This window comes from Pseudosulfitobacter pseudonitzschiae (assembly GCF_002222635.1).
Lineage (GTDB): Bacteria > Pseudomonadota > Alphaproteobacteria > Rhodobacterales > Rhodobacteraceae > Pseudosulfitobacter > Pseudosulfitobacter pseudonitzschiae_A.
This window is the reverse complement of the sequence record NZ_CP022415.1, coordinates 3,387,337-3,403,442: the sequence shown is the minus strand read 5'-3', so window position 1 is coordinate 3,403,442 and position 16,106 is coordinate 3,387,337. Positions and strand designations below refer to the sequence as shown.

Annotated in this window: 18 protein-coding genes; 9 read left to right on the top strand and 9 right to left on the bottom strand. The window is 60.7% G+C overall.

Annotated elements, in window-relative coordinates; genetic code table 11:
• Positions 1-86: 86 nt before the first annotated feature.
• The 6 genes from SULPSESMR1_RS16710 to SULPSESMR1_RS16685 all read left to right on the top strand — a co-directional run bounded on the left by SULPSESMR1_RS16710 (position 87) and on the right by SULPSESMR1_RS16685 (position 5,898).
• The gene (locus SULPSESMR1_RS16710) at positions 87-1,511 is read left to right on the top strand and encodes a circularly permuted type 2 ATP-grasp protein (protein ID WP_089421893.1); all 1,425 of its coding nucleotides are present in this window, start codon (positions 87-89) and stop codon (positions 1,509-1,511) included.
• Position 1,512: 1 nt separating this feature from the next.
• Positions 1,513-2,454: an alpha-E domain-containing protein gene (locus SULPSESMR1_RS16705; RefSeq protein ID WP_089421892.1), complete on the top strand. Its 942-nt coding sequence runs from the start codon at positions 1,513-1,515 to the stop codon at positions 2,452-2,454.
• A gap of 20 nt (positions 2,455-2,474) precedes the next feature.
• Positions 2,475-3,272 (top strand): transglutaminase family protein, encoded by a 798-nt coding sequence (locus SULPSESMR1_RS16700; protein ID WP_089421891.1) that lies wholly within the window; start codon positions 2,475-2,477, stop codon positions 3,270-3,272.
• Positions 3,273-3,306: 34 nt separating this feature from the next.
• Positions 3,307-4,044, top strand: coding sequence for a peptidase (locus tag SULPSESMR1_RS16695; RefSeq protein WP_089421890.1), 738 nt, complete (start codon positions 3,307-3,309; stop codon positions 4,042-4,044).
• A gap of 273 nt (positions 4,045-4,317) precedes the next feature.
• Positions 4,318-5,406: a helix-turn-helix domain-containing protein gene (locus SULPSESMR1_RS16690; protein WP_157729033.1), complete on the top strand. Its 1,089-nt coding sequence runs from the start codon at positions 4,318-4,320 to the stop codon at positions 5,404-5,406.
• Between the two features lie 135 nt (positions 5,407-5,541).
• On the top strand, positions 5,542-5,898 hold the full coding sequence (locus SULPSESMR1_RS16685; protein WP_089421888.1) for a plasmid mobilization protein: 357 nt from the start codon (positions 5,542-5,544) through the stop codon (positions 5,896-5,898).
• 143 nt (positions 5,899-6,041) lie between these two features.
• On the opposite strand, the gene SULPSESMR1_RS25505 is transcribed toward SULPSESMR1_RS16685, so the two are convergent.
• The 3 genes from SULPSESMR1_RS25505 to SULPSESMR1_RS25495 are packed head-to-tail and all read right to left on the bottom strand — an operon-like array spanning position 6,042 to position 6,713.
• Positions 6,042-6,263 carry a hypothetical protein gene (locus SULPSESMR1_RS25505; RefSeq protein WP_240311417.1) on the bottom strand — a complete coding sequence of 74 codons (222 nt, stop codon included), beginning with the start codon at positions 6,261-6,263 and terminating at the stop codon, positions 6,042-6,044.
• 60 nt (positions 6,264-6,323) lie between these two features.
• Positions 6,324-6,509: a hypothetical protein gene (locus tag SULPSESMR1_RS25955; protein ID WP_240311418.1), complete on the bottom strand. Its 186-nt coding sequence runs from the start codon at positions 6,507-6,509 to the stop codon at positions 6,324-6,326.
• A 36-nt stretch (positions 6,510-6,545) separates the two neighbouring features.
• Positions 6,546-6,713 carry a hypothetical protein gene (locus tag SULPSESMR1_RS25495; protein WP_240311419.1) on the bottom strand — a complete coding sequence of 56 codons (168 nt, stop codon included), beginning with the start codon at positions 6,711-6,713 and terminating at the stop codon, positions 6,546-6,548.
• A gap of 16 nt (positions 6,714-6,729) precedes the next feature.
• Between SULPSESMR1_RS25495 and SULPSESMR1_RS25490 the strand changes: the two genes are divergently transcribed.
• The 3 genes from SULPSESMR1_RS25490 (at position 6,730) to SULPSESMR1_RS16675 (ending at position 7,795) form a co-directional block, all read left to right on the top strand.
• A complete protein-coding gene (locus SULPSESMR1_RS25490; protein WP_240311420.1) occupies positions 6,730-7,275 on the top strand; it encodes a hypothetical protein in 546 nt (181 codons plus the stop codon).
• A gap of 3 nt (positions 7,276-7,278) precedes the next feature.
• Positions 7,279-7,500 carry a hypothetical protein gene (locus SULPSESMR1_RS25485; RefSeq protein WP_240311421.1) on the top strand — a complete coding sequence of 74 codons (222 nt, stop codon included), beginning with the start codon at positions 7,279-7,281 and terminating at the stop codon, positions 7,498-7,500.
• A 115-nt stretch (positions 7,501-7,615) separates the two neighbouring features.
• Positions 7,616-7,795, top strand: a complete 180-nt coding sequence (locus SULPSESMR1_RS16675; RefSeq protein ID WP_089421886.1) for a hypothetical protein — start codon at positions 7,616-7,618, stop codon at positions 7,793-7,795.
• Positions 7,796-7,866: 71 nt separating this feature from the next.
• Here the strand turns inward: SULPSESMR1_RS16675 and SULPSESMR1_RS25480 are convergent, their stop codons facing one another.
• The 6 genes from SULPSESMR1_RS25480 to SULPSESMR1_RS16645 form a co-directional block, all read right to left on the bottom strand.
• Entirely contained in the window at positions 7,867-8,175 is a 309-nt protein-coding gene (locus SULPSESMR1_RS25480; RefSeq protein WP_089421885.1) for a hypothetical protein, read from the bottom strand.
• 60 nt (positions 8,176-8,235) lie between these two features.
• Positions 8,236-10,332, bottom strand: coding sequence for an acetate--CoA ligase family protein (locus SULPSESMR1_RS16665; RefSeq protein ID WP_089421884.1), 2,097 nt, complete (start codon positions 10,330-10,332; stop codon positions 8,236-8,238).
• 133 nt (positions 10,333-10,465) lie between these two features.
• Complete coding sequence (locus SULPSESMR1_RS16660) at positions 10,466-11,743, bottom strand: DUF1254 domain-containing protein (protein ID WP_089421883.1); 1,278 nt, start codon at positions 11,741-11,743, stop codon at positions 10,466-10,468.
• Between the two features lie 111 nt (positions 11,744-11,854).
• Positions 11,855-12,886, bottom strand: a complete 1,032-nt coding sequence (locus SULPSESMR1_RS16655; RefSeq protein ID WP_198362816.1) for a TAXI family TRAP transporter solute-binding subunit — start codon at positions 12,884-12,886, stop codon at positions 11,855-11,857.
• Positions 12,883-14,178, bottom strand: coding sequence for a DUF1254 domain-containing protein (locus tag SULPSESMR1_RS16650; RefSeq protein WP_089421882.1), 1,296 nt, complete (start codon positions 14,176-14,178; stop codon positions 12,883-12,885). The genes SULPSESMR1_RS16655 and SULPSESMR1_RS16650 overlap by 4 nt, the downstream gene beginning before the upstream one ends.
• An 8-nt stretch (positions 14,179-14,186) precedes the next feature.
• Complete coding sequence (locus SULPSESMR1_RS16645) at positions 14,187-16,070, bottom strand: TRAP transporter permease (protein ID WP_089421881.1); 1,884 nt, start codon at positions 16,068-16,070, stop codon at positions 14,187-14,189.
• Between the last annotated feature and the right edge of the window lie 36 nt (positions 16,071-16,106).

The window sequence follows — 16,106 nt, the reverse complement described above, 5'->3', positions numbered from 1 at the left end:
CCTGAAAATTGAGCAGTGCAGGGAACTTAGACACACCCCTTTAACGGTCTGGTTGCGCATTGACCGCAAAGCTGTACTCTTGAAGAATGACATCACAAAGCCAACACTTCAGCGAGATGATGGGACAGGACAACGTCCGTGCTCCCTATGTCGATTACAACGCATGGTTCTCGCGGCAAGACACCGCGCGACTGTCCCGCAAAGCGCAAGAGGCCGAGGCCTTCTTTCGCCGTACAGGCATCACCTTTAACGTCTATGGGCAGTCCGACGCCGAAGAACGGTTGATCCCGTTCGACCTGGTGCCGCGCATCCTGACCTCGGCGGAATGGACCAAGCTCAGCCGCGGAATCGACCAGCGGGTGCGGGCGGTCAACGCATTCCTCCACGACATCTATAACCGACAGGAAATCCTGCGGGCGGGTGTCGTTCCGGTCGAACTGATCGAGAGCAATGACGCATTTTTGCCGCAAATGATCGGATTCACCCCTCCGGGTGATGTCTATACCCACATCGTCGGCACCGACATCGTGTGCACCGGCGAGGGCGAATTCTATGTTCTGGAAGACAATGCGCGCACTCCGTCCGGCGTTAGCTATATGCTGGAAAACCGCGAGACGATGTTGCAGATGTTCCCCGAACTGTTCAGCAAGATCAAAGTGCAGCCGGTCAGCGACTATCCCAAGAACTTGCGCCGGTCACTAGCGGCCTGCGCGCCGTCCAGCTGCGAAGGCCGGCCCACTGTGGCGGTGCTGACTCCGGGTATTCACAACTCGGCCTATTACGAACATTCGTTCCTTGCCGATCAGATGGGTGTCGAACTGGTCGAAGGGCATGACCTGCGAATCGTTGATGGCAAGATCGCCATGCGCACCACACAAGGTCACAAGGTGATCGACGTGATCTATCGCCGGATCGACGACGAATACCTTGATCCGCTTACGTTCAACCCTGATTCGTTGCTGGGTGTTCCGGGCATCATGGATGTTTACCGTGCGGGCAATATCACCATCGCCAACGCACCAGGCACCGGCGTCGCCGACGACAAGGCAATCTACAGCTACATGCCCGACATCGTCGAATTCTACACCGGTGAACGGGCGATCCTGAAAAACGTACAGACCTTCCGCTGCTCCGAGGCGGATTCCCTGAAATACGTCTTGGACAACCTGGCCGATCTGGTGGTCAAGGAAGTCCACGGTTCAGGCGGTTATGGCATGCTGGTCGGCCCTGCCGCCAGCAAGCAGGAGATCGAGGATTTCCGCGCCAAACTGAAAGCGCGGCCATCAAACTATATCGCACAGCCTACGCTGTCGTTGTCCACCGTGCCGATCTTTACCGATGCCGGACTGGCCCCGCGCCATGTCGACCTGCGCCCCTTTGCGCTGGTGTCGCCCCAAGGCGTCCATATCACGCCCGGCGGTCTGACACGCGTGGCGCTGAAAGAAGGGTCGCTTGTCGTAAACTCGAGTCAGGGCGGCGGCACCAAAGACACATGGGTATTGGAAGACTGATATGCTGGGAAAAACCGCAGGCGGTCTGTATTGGATGTTTCGGGGACTGGAACGGGCTGAAAACAACGCCCGTTTGATCGAAGCCGGATTCCGCATCGCTTTGACACGCTCGACAAACACCGAAACCGAATGGAAATCTGTCATTGTGACTTCGGCGGCCCAAAAAGGGTTCACCGCCAAACATTCCGAATTCAACAGCACCAACGTCATCGACTATCTTCTGCGCGACACGGACAATCCGTCGTCTGTGCTGTCCGTCGTCAAACAGGCCCGCGACAATGCGCGGCTGGTACGCACAGCCCTGACCACCGAAGTGTGGTCGGCGGTGAACGAAACATGGATGCTGATCACCGAGCTTTTGAAAAATCCGGTGCCCGACACTGACCTGCCCGAAGTACTTTCGATCATCCGCCAGCAATCGGCGCTGGTGCGCGGTGCGTTGCACGGCACGATGCTGCGCAACGACATCTATGATTTCTGCCGTCTGGGCACCTTTATCGAACGGATGGACAGCACCGCGCGGATCATCGACGTGAAGTATTACACTTTGCTCCCCTCGCCCGCGCTGGTCGGCAGTCGTATGGACAATGTGCAATGGGAAACGCTGTTGCGGTCGGTCTCGGCGCACCGCTCGTATCGCTGGGCGGTCGAAGAAGATTACACCGCTACCAACATTGCCAACTTCCTTGTGCTGGACCGGCGGATGCCGCGGTCTTTGGCCTTTTGCGCGTCCCACATCGCCGAAAACCTCGAGTATCTTTCCGAAGAATACAACGACCGCCGCCCATCGCTGGATATGGCCGAACGTCTGGCTGCCCGACTGAAAGGACGCGACATTCACTCGATTATCGACGAAGGTCTGCATGATGTTCTGGGCGGTATCATCTCGGATGTCGCCGCCTTGGGTGCCCAGATCGAAAAAGATTATCGTTTCATTCACTAATCACAGGCAGGATCCCTCAGTTGCAATTGCACGTCACGCACACGACCCGTTACGCCTATGATGAACCCGTCATTTATGGGCTGCAAAAAATCCGGCTGCGGCCAGTGGGGTCGCACATGCAATCTGTCGTCGACTGGAACCTGACCGTCACAGGTGGCAAGATCGAATGTTCGTATTGCGACCACCACGGCAACCAGACCGATCTGGTGTCGATCACGCCCGAGGGTGATGCGGTAGAGATCACTGCGCGCGGCACGATCATCACCGAAAACACCCACGGTGTCTTTGGCAAGATTTATGGCCGAGTGCCGCTTTATCTGCTGCGTATGCCCACCCTGACCACCGAAGCCGGCCCCAAGATCAAGGCATTTGCCCGCACGTTGGACAAACATGACGATCTGCTGGCCGGCCTGCACGCCCTGTCCGAGGCGATCCTAAAGGCCGTACCTTACGAATCCGGCCACACCGCCGCTGATACCACCGCCGAACAGGCGCTGGCCGGGGGCAAGGGTGTGTGTCAGGACCACGCGCAAATCTTTATCGCAGCGGCGCGTCTGGCGGGCCTGCCTGCGCGCTATGTTTCGGGTTATCTGATGATGGACGATCAGGTGGATCAGGACGCCAGCCACGCATGGGCCGAGGTGCATCTGGACACTTTGGGCTGGGTCGGCTTTGACGTCTCGAACGGCATCTCGCCCGACGAACGCTATGTCCGCATTGCCGTGGGCCGTGACGCAAAAGAAGCATCTCCCATCGAAGGGATGCGTATGGGCTCTGCCGACGAATCGATGATTGTGTCTTTGCAGGTCCAGCAGTAGTCACAAGCATCGAATCTGCTGTGGATTACTCATCATGACTTACTGCGTTGGAATGCGACTTGATAAAGGTCTGGTCTTTATGGCCGACACACGCACCAGCGCAGGCGTCGACAATTTTGCCGTGACCCGCAAGATGTTCAGCTTCGAGGTGCCGGGCGAGCGGTCCATTGTAATCATGACAGCAGGCAACCTTGCCACAACCCAAGCGATGATCAGCCTGCTGGAAGAACGCTCGAAAACCACCGAAGAACGCGACCCGTCGATCCTGCGCCAGTCCACCATGTTTCAGGTGGCGCGCCTTGTCGGTGACACCCTGAACGAAGTCATCGTGAACTCGTCGCCCAACGGTCAGGGCGCCGCAGACCAGTTCCGCGCGTCGGTGATTCTCGGCGGGCAGATCGGCACCGGCAAACCCACGATTTTCCTGATCTACCCCGAAGGCAACTTCATCGAGATCACCGACGACACGCCCTTCTTCCAGATCGGCGAAACCAAATACGGCAAGCCCATCCTCGTGCGGACCTACGACCGCGAGATGAGCTTCGAAGACGCTGTTAAACTGCTGTTGGTATCATTTGATTCGACAGTGAAATCCAACCTCAGCGTCGGGTTGCCATTTGATCTGATGATCTATGAACGCGACAGCCTGAACCCCATGCGCCTGACCCGCATCGACGCCACCGACAGCGTCTATCAGGCAATCTCGAACGGCTGGGGCGACGCGCTGAAGGATGCTTTCCTGCAACTGCCCAGCTACACGCTGAAAGACTGAACAGGCGTCCGGTCCCAGAGGTACACTGGTGACCCCGGCAGGACGGGGCGAACCAAGAAATTACAAGGGCTTACCACAAAAAGTTCCAAGTAGTGCCGTCATAAGAAATCAATGGCTTACAAGGCACGGTCCCAACTTTTCCGGGAGCACACTGACCCAAAAGAAAGTCGCCGGAAGGGTTGCAGCCCTTTCCGACGACAAACAAAAGTTCATTGCCCTTCCTGACTACCAGAAACCCCGGATTCCCGCAAGCTCGGGATGGGAGGTGCGGTCATGACGCAGCAGCTCACACATGGCGGTTTGCCGGATGGCATTCCACCATTCCGACTGAAGCTGCTGCTACAGCAGGCGAGGATTGCGCTCGGCCTTTCGAGCGGAGCACTTAGATATCTCGAATTCGCGATTGATAACTGTCAGGCGTCCGATTTCCAGCAAGGCCGGATCTGCGCCATCTGGTATTCATTGGAGCGGCTTGGAACAGTCTTTCGTGTGTCAAAACGACAGGTCGGGCGGATCGAAGCTGAACTTGTTGACGTGGGGCTGATAAAGCGCACGTACCCAGAGCGCAAAAGTCGCTCCGGTGACCGCGTCGAGGGTGTAATTAAGCGTGCAGCAGGTATCAATCTGGCCCCGCTTATCGAGCAGGCGGAGTACGTTCGCGCTTTGGCCAGTCGGCAGATGCGGGCCGATGAAGAGCGCAAGCTGCTGCGCGAGCATATTCAAGGCCTCTTCCGGCAGATACGGGATCTGGAAAACGTTGATGCCGATGAGGCGGCCACCTGTATCTTGCCGCGCCGTCGCCCAACCGAGCTGAGCGACTTCAAAAAAATGCAGGGAGTCGCCGAGGCGTTGGAAGCCGTGCTTGCAGATTTTTCGGCGGTTGGCGGTCAGCCAGAAATGACCGTCGAGTCAGACGAAAATGTCCGACTCAATACGAATGAAGAAAAGAAAAAGAAAATTCGTATCGCTGAGAAACCGAGGGAAGAAGGCCGGTTGAACACCAGCCCGGCCCATGCCCGGCTTTTGGCGGGACCACTGCTGGGCGAGTACATTGATCTGTATGCCTGTGGTGGTCCGCCTGATTGGAAAACAGTCACGCGAGCGGCGCATGATCGCGCCTATGAACTGGGCATTTCCAGCCGGTTATGGCGAGAGAGATGCACGCAAATTGGCGAGGCCAGGACCGCGCTTTGTCTGATCGTGGCGGATCGAAATTCGCAGAGGGATGGCCCCTTTGGCAGGAAAAACGCAGCTGCTTCGTTTGCAGGGATGGTCCGAAAAGAAGCCAGACAGATCGCCGTTCTCGACGGCTTGGTCGGAGAGCTGACACATGCGTTGCTTCGGTCGGGAGGCAACCCATGAATTGCCCCAGTCTGTCCTCAGAGAAAGAGAGCAAGGTTACGCATGTGGCTACGCGACATGCACCTTGCGAGGGAATGGGCAGGCCCTTTCCCCTCGACCCCAAACCCGGCGCGCAGAGCGCGTTAGGTGGCCGGTATGAATAAGCGAGAGCCGAAACCTCGTGTGGTGCGCGAACTGGTTTTGCGGGTGCGCTGCACAGAGGAGGAGCGTGCTGCATGGCTGTGCAAAGCCCGCTCTCAGGAGCGATCCCTGTCCGACTATGCCCGCCACGTTCTGTCTGAAGAACCCATGCAGCGGCGCTTGCGGCCACCGGATGTCGATCCGGTGCTGCTCGCGGCGGTTGGGCGCGCGGGCGGCAATTTGAACCAGATCGCCCGCGCCATGAACACCGATCGCAAAGCGGGGCGCGAAATCGACCTGATCGCCGTCCGCACGTTGCTGATGGCGCTGAACCGCCAGCTTGCCGAGATCGTCGCGGAGCATTCCCGATGATGGTCCGCTTCTTTCAGCATGGTGATGGCTCGGGTGCGGCGGCTGTTGAGTACCTGCTGGCCGAGGAGGTCGCAGCCTATACCGAAGACCGCAAGCGCATTGCTGGCCAGACCATCTGCCGGGATGTGCTGCCAGAGATTCTGTCAGGCAATCCCGATCTGACCCGCGCCCTGATCGACAGCAACACCCGGAAATGGCGCTACACCAGCGGCGTGGTGGCCTTCCATGTTGACGACGATCCCTCCGAGGCACAGCAGGCGGCTGTGATGGCCGATTTCGAAAAAGCCGCCTTTGCAGGGCTGGCTGGGGATCAGGCGAATATCCTCTGGGTGCGCCATAAACACATGGGCAATGTCGAGCTGCATTTCCTGATCCCGCGCGTGGAACTGCACGGCAACCGCTCGTTCAACCCTGCGCCGCCCGGATCAGAGGCCTATTTCAACGCCTTTCGCGACTATTGGAATGCCCGCGCGGGTTGGATCAACCCGGAGGAGCCTTCCCGCAAGCGCATGGTCAAGCCGGTGTTCGATTTTGGTGACCGGAAACAGATCAAGGAAACGATTCAGACGCTGATCATCCAGCGGGTCGAAGCCGGTGATATCCGCAATCATGCCGATGTCTACGCCGCCTTGGCCGACTTGGATGGCCTAGAATTCAAACCGCTGACCGACAAGCAGCTTGAAAAACGCCGCAAAGCGGAGGCCGACGAGGCCCGTGGTGGCAAGCCCCGCAAGCGTGACACCCGCATCACCATGCGCGTCGCGGGCACATCCGACAGCCAGAACACATTCCGCCTCGAAGACAGGATATTCCATGAATACTGGACCGCAGATGAATACTTTGCTGCAAAGCCTGCAAGCGAAGGTCGAGACCCAAACGCACACCACCGAAGCCCAGACCCAGGAGATGTTGAACGACTTCGAGCAGCGTTTGTCGCAAGCGTTGAATGCCGCGGAGCAAAAAATCATGCGCGATTTGCGCGACCTCGAAAAGCTGAGCGAGATGATCCACGACCGGACGGCCAATCAGGTCGAGGAACAGGCCCGCAAGATACGGCAAGCAATGGCAGAACTGGAAGGCAGCCGGAAAGAATGGCGCACGGTGACGTGGAAAACCATGCTGCCGACCTATCTGGTCGGGGTCTTGCTGACCTTCTGGGTGCTCTTGATGGCGGTGCAACTGACCTTTCCCGACCCGCAGAACACGACGCCCGCGCCGGGGCTGGCGAGCTTCGGCCTCGAAGGAACGAGAGTAACCCATGGCCCTGGCAGATTAGGCCGGGTTCTGAGCCTTCCGGGCGGCGTTACGCTCGCCGATTGTCCGATCCCCAACCTGAACGGCGGCAACGTCTGCGTCGAGACCGCAGTAACGAGGTAAGCCATGACACATCCGCAACTGACGCCCTTCGAGACCGCATTGCTGCGCGCTGTCGAAGAACTGAACACGACATTCGAGACTGGTTTGAAGAACGCCAGCGCCTCGCCGAACGAGTTCGAGACTTTGCATCGCGCGTTCAATCGCTTCGCGACCGACTTGGAGAAACGCTTGCGCGACTTGGAGCGGCAACAGGCGGATTTGCGACGGCTGTTGGAGGCTGGCTGACCCAGCGATCTACACACCGGCAAGAAGCTGAGCAGAGCAACCCGAAGCCAAACGACACGACCCCCGCGCCGTTGTCAAACGGCCCGAAATTCTAAGCAAACGAAAGGACATGACCATGAACACAGAGAAAAGCTTCATTGACCAGATTGTAGAGCAAATTCAGAGCACCGTGCGAGACATGGAAGACTCTGGCTTTCTGGATGAGCTTGCCAAAGCGCCAGAGAAGGCGGAAACTCCGCAGGCGCAGGAAACGGAAGCGCCCAAGGACTCGGATCGCCAGCGCGACGAGTCGTGAGGCGACCATTCCGACCATTCGTTCACTGTTATCCCCCGGCCCCGCCTTCCCCTGCCTTATGAGGGGCGATGTCAAGCGGGGCCTGGCTGTGCAACGGTAGCCGGAAAATCCACATGAGCGAGACGCCAAGTATCGAGCGATTGTGGGCTTTCCGGCGGGCCTGTGTAGAGTGACAGGTCAATCGCGATATTCCACCGCGCTCTCCTTTGACCGCCGATGGTGTCTATGACAGGCATCAAGGAGCGACAAAGTTGTTGTCCGAGGGGAAAGCACCAAGGCATATAGAGGATCTGGCGTTCCTCACCGTTCTCGTCTTCGCGCTTGACGGTGCCGTATTTCACGACCGTTGCGGGGTTATCACACCTGCGGACATATGCCATCTACATTTCTGCCATTGTCATGTTCTTGTCTTGAGTGCTGACCCTGGAACGCATTTTTTCTCATTTGGTCACGACAACGGCATCCAAAGCGATGGCCCCCTGACCATCCGGCCGGACCAGCACCGGGTTTGCCTCGATCGAAACCAGCTGATCGGCATGGGCTGCTGCGAACACGGAAAGGGCGACAATGGCATCGGCCAGCGCCCCGAGATCGGAGGGCGGAGCGCCCCGGACACCGTCCAGCACCTTGCGGGCCCGTATTTCGTCGATCATGGCGCGCGCCTGCATGTGGTCGACCGGTGCGACGCGGAAGCTGACGTCGCCCATGGCCTCGACCAGAACGCCGCCCAGACCGAACATGACAACCGGCCCGAAAGTCGGGTCGATTGTGACGCCCAGTATCGTTTCGACCCCGTCGCCCGAGACCATTGGCGCGACGACGCAGCCGTCAATCCGGGCGTCTGCCACAGTGGCTCCGGCCTCCATGATCGCGGCGAAGGCGGCGTGGACCGCGGCTTCGTCTCGCAGGCCCAGCTTCACTCCCCCGATGTCGGACTTGTGCAGGATATCCGGCGACAGCAATTTCATCACGACTGGGAAGCCGATCTCTCTTGCGGCGGTGACGGCCTCTTCGGCAGTCTTGGCCAGCCGTTCGGTGATGACAGGCAGCCCAGCCGCGCCCAGAACATCCATTGCCTCGATTTCGTTCAACTGACCTTTGGGCAGTTGGCTTCCGGCCGTCACGGCGGGCCGGTCCACGGCGTTCGCAAAGCTCTGCGTAAAGTACCATGCGGCTGCCACGGCCCGCGGACCGTAGGTCGGCTCGATCGGGGCATATGTTCCCTTGGCTTCTAGACCTCGCGCGACTTCAGGCGGATGCATCCCCGGCGCGATCATCAGTCGATCGGGATGCGCGGCGCGCACGCGGTCCCAGCTTTCGAGCAGGACTTTGCCGTGGTTCGGGTCGTTGGTCGCGGCCCCGAGGAAACATACGACGCTGCCGAAATCGGTTTCCGTGAGGACCAGTTCAAGGGCCTGTTCGAACAACGTCAAGTCTGAGACCACCTGCGCGGTCACGTCCAGCGGATTGCGGACGCCGGCGAAGGGGATCAGCTCCTTGAACCGGCGCTGCACCGTTTCAGGCAAGGGCGCGACGTCCAGTCCGCGCTCCTCTGCCTCGTCAGCCATAAGGATGCCGACTCCGCCCGAAGGGGTGACAATCGCGATCCGGTTGTTCGCAGGAAGGCCGCCAATGGAGAGGGCGCAGCCGATATCGAGGAACTCTTCGATGTTGCGGGCGCGGTAGACTCCGAACTGGCGGAACATGGCGTCGAACACGGCGTCCGACCCGGCCAGTGCGGCGGTGTGGGACTGCGCGGCTTCGGCCCCTACCTCGGTCCGGCCCAGCTTCACGGCGACCACCGGCTTGCGATTGGCGCGGGCGATTTCCAGGGCTCGGATCAAGCCGGGACCGTTGCGGCACCCTTCGAGGTAGATCAGGATCACGTCGACGTTGGGGTCCTGCGCCAATTCGGCCAGGGCATCGGAAACGTCCACGTCCCCTTCGTTGCCAGTCGTGACCATGTGGGAAATGCCAATACCCCGGTTGTTTGCCATCTGGACGCAGAGCCCGCCAAAGGCGCCGGACTGACTGATTAGCGCAATGCGACCGTCGCGGGGCAGGGTTTCGACCTTGGCAAAGGCGGGGTGGAAGGTCGCGACCATGCCGGTGCTCATCGTGGCCACGCCCATGCAGTTCGGCCCGACCATGCGCATGCCTCCGGCGCGGGCCTTGGCGGCCATCCGCTCCTGGATTTCGCGGCCTTCGTCGCCCAGCTCTGCAAAGCCGGAAGAGAACATGACCAGTGCGCCGACGCTGGCGGCCACGCATTCATCGACCACCTGTTCTGCAAACTTACCGGGCACGGCGCAGATGGCCAGATCGACCTGACCCGCATCGCCGATCGATCGAAAGGCAGGAAGCCCCTGAACCGTGGCCGCCTTTGGATTCACCGGAACGATGCGCCCTTCGAAGCCTGAGCGCTTGAGAAAGTCGATCGGTCTGCCGCCGATCTTGCCCGGGTCCGACGATGCCCCGATCACTGCGATAGAGCGCGGATAAAACAAACGCTGAAGCGAGCCGATTTCGCCGTCCATAGTTCTCTCCCTTTTTTGCCTCTGCGGCGGCGTAAGCCGTGCAGACGAACTTGTTCGATCAATGTGCGCGACCCGAACCGATCTGAATACTTTCGTCCGCGGGCCTGTTCGTAGTTGGTGTGGGTTCCCGGCGTCAGCCGACAAGCTCGGGATCGGGTATCTTGTAGCGCCCCTCGAGCAGTTCGATCCGGGGTAGGTAGGCCCGCAGGAACAGTTGGAACGGTCCCGGCGGTGCGGGCAGCCAGTTCGATTCCCGGTCTGCGCCGGGGCTGTCATGACCGATCCAGATATCGAGTGACCCGTCCGCGTTCCATTTCAATCCCGGCGTGCGGTCGCCGACGGCATATCGGTTCGCGGGATTATGGACGAAATAGAACTCGCCCTCCGGCGTCGGCTCGTAGAGCGACAGGGACCAGAACGCCTCTGTCGGCAGCATCCGGTCCGCCGGGAAGTGCAGCCGCCACGCGCGGGAGCCGACGAACGGCTCACCACCCACGCCGCCGGAGCGGAAATAGCTGGCCTCTTCCAGCGGCAGGGCCCCCAGGCCACCGACCGCAACGACCGCGCGCAGGAAATAGTCCTGCCCATAGACCCCGAGGTTGCGGCGTGGCGGCACCCAGCCTGCACCGCCCCGTCCCATGGAGGCCTGAATGCGGGCCATCCGGTCCGAACATCGTCGCAGGCCTTCGGAGATTGCTTCGCCTTCTTCCCCGGTAAAGCGCGACGGATCGAAAACGGTGTCGGGGCCGATACCGAGGGGCGCGATGCGGCGCAGGATCTCGGTATCGGTCGCGGGGGGCGGGTTCTTTCGGATCAAGCGGTTGGCTTCGGTGAAAAAGCTCTGCCACGAGGCATGACGATCGACCGGGGGGAGTTCGTCGCCATCGTAAGCCGGGGCATCTAGGGTAATCTCATCCTGAATGCCACGTGGCCATGTCACATCGTCGGGGTTGTCCGCCAGAATGCGGTACAGCCCCAATACGGTCGGCGTCGCGCATCGGACCACCGGCCCCTCGATCCCTTCGGTGGATGCGGTCGGACCGACCAGCGTGACTTCAATGGCGTCCGGTCCCGTCGTTCTTGAGCCGAGCACGGCGATCGTGTTGGTGTAGGCGTCCAGCAAATGCAGCGAAATATAGCGGCCCTGCGTGCCCGGCACGGTGACACGCGCAGGCCCGCGATCAAGATCGAGCCATAGGTCGGTGTAAAGCGTGTCGTTGTTGGGGGTCGTGATCTGGCGGTCGTCCGGCGTCAGCAGGTCACGGTAGTGCATCATCCGATGCATGGCACCGTTTTCGATGCGACGTCGCCGGAACGTTTCAAGCGCCAGCAAAGGCATTGCATAAGTATATGCTTGGGCTGCAATGGCAGAGAAATCGGCGGGCGCGTCAGTTTCAGTGTCTCGGGGCATCTATCCATTCCTGTGGCCGCATTGACCGGGTCTCGTAGATCTGTCGTTTCGCGGCAGTGCAAAAGGTCTGCCCGCGCCGAAACAAGATCCGGCGCGGTGGTGGCGTCGCACTTAGGACGCTTCTGGCGGGATGAACTCTTCCGGCACAGGGATGCCGTTTTCCTTGTACCAGCGGTACGCTCCGGCGTGGACCGGTGCGTTCAACTGAAGCAGCGCGGTTTCCGCCGTGAAGACATTCATCCATTCGGCGGTCGCATGCATATCGGCGATGTTGTCAAACATGGCCTTGGTCACAGCATAGACCGTGTCAGCATCGACGCCCGTGTGCGACCCGATGCCGACCCAGCTTCCGACGGCTTTGATGGGTTCGTCGTTGATCTGGTTTTCGCCGTAAATGTCGGGGGCGATATCGGTGATCGTACGCCCCGGAATCTTGAGCATGTCGGCGAGCGGGCTCTTCGTGAAGGCCTCGTCGGGGATCGTGATCAGCTTGATCTTGCCCAGAAGCGCGAATTGCATGATCGCAGCCGAGGGAAGCTCTGTCGGGATGATCGCGAGATCGACCTGACGGTCCTGAAACGCCTGCTGGCCCGAGGACCAGTCGAGTTTTGCCTGCTCGTAATCACCCGGCTTCATGCCCGTGGCGCTTTCCATGATGGCCAGACCGACGGTCGTTGCCGCGCCGCCCGGGGGGCCGATAAAGATGCGGCGACCGCGGCAGTCCTCAAGCGTTTCGATGCCGGAATCCGCGTAGGTGATGATATGGTACGGCCCAAGCGGGAAATTCACCACCTGCCGGACGTTCCGGAACAGGTCGGACGCATTCGGCATGTCTTTGAACATCTGAGTGCCGTTCTTCATGTAGTGATTGATCGCCGGGGACGAGATGAAGAGGTCGACATTGCCGTTTGCCGCGTCAAGCGTGGAGCGGGTCGAGGTCTGACCCGAGGTCACGCTCATGCGGATGGGCGTCTCACGCTGGACGATTGTCTGCATGGTCGTGGTGAAGGTAAAGCCGGTGCTGCCCGGCGAACTGGTGTGCACACGCAGGTTTTCCTGCAAGGCCCACGCAGGTATCGCCGTCGAAGCGAGGCTTAGGGCCGCCATGCTGGTCATGGCCGTGCGGCGGTTCATCTTGGTCATTTTGGGGTCTCCTCCTCCCAATGGACGGGCTGCGGGACGGGGATCGTGTAACGGCCCTCTAGCAGCTCCGGTTTCGCAAAATAGGCACGCAGCAAGAGCGTGTAGGGTCCGCAAGGGGCAGGAAGCCAGTTGGCCTCCCGGTCCGGTCCGGGGGGTGCATGACCGATCCAGATGTCGAGCGATCCGTCGGCATTGCGTGTGAGCCCGGGGCTCCGGTCGCCGATGGCGTACCGAGACAGCGGGTTTTCGATAAAGAACAGCTCTCCGTCTTCGGTCGGCTCGTACATCGACAACGACCAAAAGGCGTTCACTGGGATCTGCCGGTCCGCTGGGATGTGCCAGTGCATCATTTGACGACCGTCCAGCGGCTGGCTGCCGAACGACGTGGCAGGGTAATAGGTCGCCTCTTCCAGCGTAAGGGCGCCAAGGCCTCCGACAGCAACGCGGGCGCGGAATTCGTAATCCTGGTTGTAGAAGCCCAGTCCGGTCTTCGGGTCGAGCCAGCCATCCCCGCCCTCGGCCATGATCATGCCGCCTTCGATGGCGCGGCGGGCATCAGATACGCCTGCGGCGATTTCTTCGGCCTCTTCCGTGCTGAAACGGGCTGGGTCGAACCCATCTGTGGCGTTCAGACGGAGCGGGGCAATGCGCTGCATCACACCCATGTCGGTCGCCCGTGGGCGGTGAAGGCGCAGCAGGTCCGCCGCCTGGGCAAAGTATTCGGCCCAGGCGGCGGTACGGGTGCCTTGTGCCGGATCATCGGCTTGCGCGTTCGGCGGCGGCGCCATCTTAAGGACGAGACCGTCCTGAACGGCCCGCGCCGCGGCAATATCTTCTGGGCCGGTCACGAGAATCCGGGCGAGAACCCAGCAGATCGGCGTGGTCGACCGCACGACAGGCCCCTCGATGCCCTCGGCCGACGCGTCAGGGCCGATGATCGTGAAGCGGCCGCCGTTTCCGCCCGTGGTACGGGTCCCGAGGATGGCGATGTTGTCTGTCCACATGTCCATGACCGCGACAGAGACATAGCGCTCATCCGTCGGGGGCAGGTCGAACATTGCCGGACCCTGCCGGAGGTCAAGCCACGCATTGGAATAAAGCGTGTCATTGTTCGGGGCGGTGATGTGACGCGACTTGAAGTGCAGCAGTTTGCGCGCGTGGAACATGTCGTTCATCGGACCGAGTGTCATCCTGCGCCGCCGAAAGCTTTCCATCGCGACCAGCGGCAGAGTGAAGACGTAGGCCTCTCGCGCGATGGCGCGCAGGTCCGTGCGTGTGGTGGTCTGTAGCATCCGGGCCCTCAAACAGTTCTTGGGTGAGTACGATGGCGGAACACTTCTGCCGCGAGCAGGGTGGCAACCAGGCCGAAGCCGATCACGTCGATTTCCGTGCCACGGGCCAGGCAAAGCCCCGCCGCCACGATGTACGCGCCGCGCCAGACCGGTTGCAGACGGGAGAGGCCGAAGCCGGCCAGCGCGGCGGACAGTGCCCACGTGATGCAGACGATCCGCAGCATGCCGATAGTGAAATCGGCCAGGTCGAAGTTATGGATCAGCAGGAGTGACGGGTTCAAGACGAAGAGGAACGGCACGATGAAGCCGACGATCGTCAGTCGCATTGCAACGACGCCGATCTTCATCGGGTTAGCGTCGGCAATCGGGGCTGCCGCGAACGCCGCGAGGGCCACCGGCGGGGTGATCGCGGACAGTACCGCATAGTACAGCACGAACATGTGCACGGCGATCCGGGGGGCGCCCATGGCCGACAAGGCAGGGCCCATCACCAGCACGATGATCAGGTAGGCGGGCAGAGTGGGCATTCCCATCCCGAGTGCCAGACAGGCCAGGGCCGTCAGGATCAGCGACAGGAACAGGCTTTGAGAGCCGAGCGATCCGACCGCCTGGGCGAAGTTGAGACCAAGTCCGGTCAGGTTCATGCCGGCCACGACGATACCGATGGCACCGACGGCGATCATGATCCGTGCGCCCGAGATGCCGCCCTTGGCCAACGCTTCGACCAGTCTCCACGGGTTGCGGCGGACTTCGGGATTAAGGAAGCCGAGGGCCAGCGCCGAGATCGTCGCGCCGAAGCCTGCCATTGCCGGGGACCGGCCCATCAGGAGGATGCCGATGACGGTCAGAATCGGAATGATGAACATCAGGCTCTCGATCGCGTCGCGTCGATTCAGTACGGGCATGTCCTCGGGGGCCGTTGCGCCGATTCCGCTGCGCCGGGCCTCCAGCCAGACCGCTAGCACCAGCGCCGCGATATAAGCCGCGGCCGGGACGATGGCCGCGATGCAGACCAGCAGGTAGGGAGTGCTTGTCAATTGGGCGAGCATGAAGGCCACGGCCCCCATCACGGGCGGGATGAACTGCCCGGCGGTCGACGCCGCGGCTTCGACGGCCCCCGCAAATTCAGGCCGGAACCCCTTTTGTTTCATCATTGGGATGGTGAATGTCCCGGTGCCGGCCACGTTAGCCGTGACGGACCCCGACATCGACCCGAAAAGGGTCGACGCGACGATGGAAGCATGGGCGGGCCCGCCCGCGATATGCCCGGTCAGCCGGACCGCGATGCGGATCAGCGCGTGGCCCGCGCCGGTGGCTTCCAGCACCATACCGAACACGATGTAGATGAACAGAAGCTCGATCACGACGGACACGGGCAGGCCAAAGACACCAGCATAGCCGTACCATGTCCCCTGCACGATCTGGTCGAGGGTGAAGCCTGCATGGCGGAACATGCCGGGAAGGCTTTCACCCCAGAGCACGTAGGCGAGCACACCGCCCGCAACCAGTGTCAGGCCAAGTCCAAACTCACGCCGGGTCAGTTCCACGCAGGCGCAAAGCGCGAGCAGAGCGAGCCACTGATCCGACACGGAGTAGCTGATCAGCATGTTTTCCATCGCGTCTGCACTGGCAATGAAGCGATGCAAGGCAACGAAGATGACGACGAGGACCGCGGTGTCGATCGTCCAGCACAATGCCACCTTGCCCAAGGTCGGGTTCGCAAGCCGGGCGGCGAGAGGCTTGAACAGGACGGCAGCCAGAATGCAGACGCCGAACGCAATGGGGCGATGCAGTCCCGGATCGAACATCCCAAAATAAGCCGTGTAAATCGCCTGCAGAGCCAGAAGCGCGCCAAGCATCAGCCCGATCTTGCGCGAGAGTGTAAGTACCATGAATCTCCTCCGTTGGAACAGGTCTCCAATCCAGTT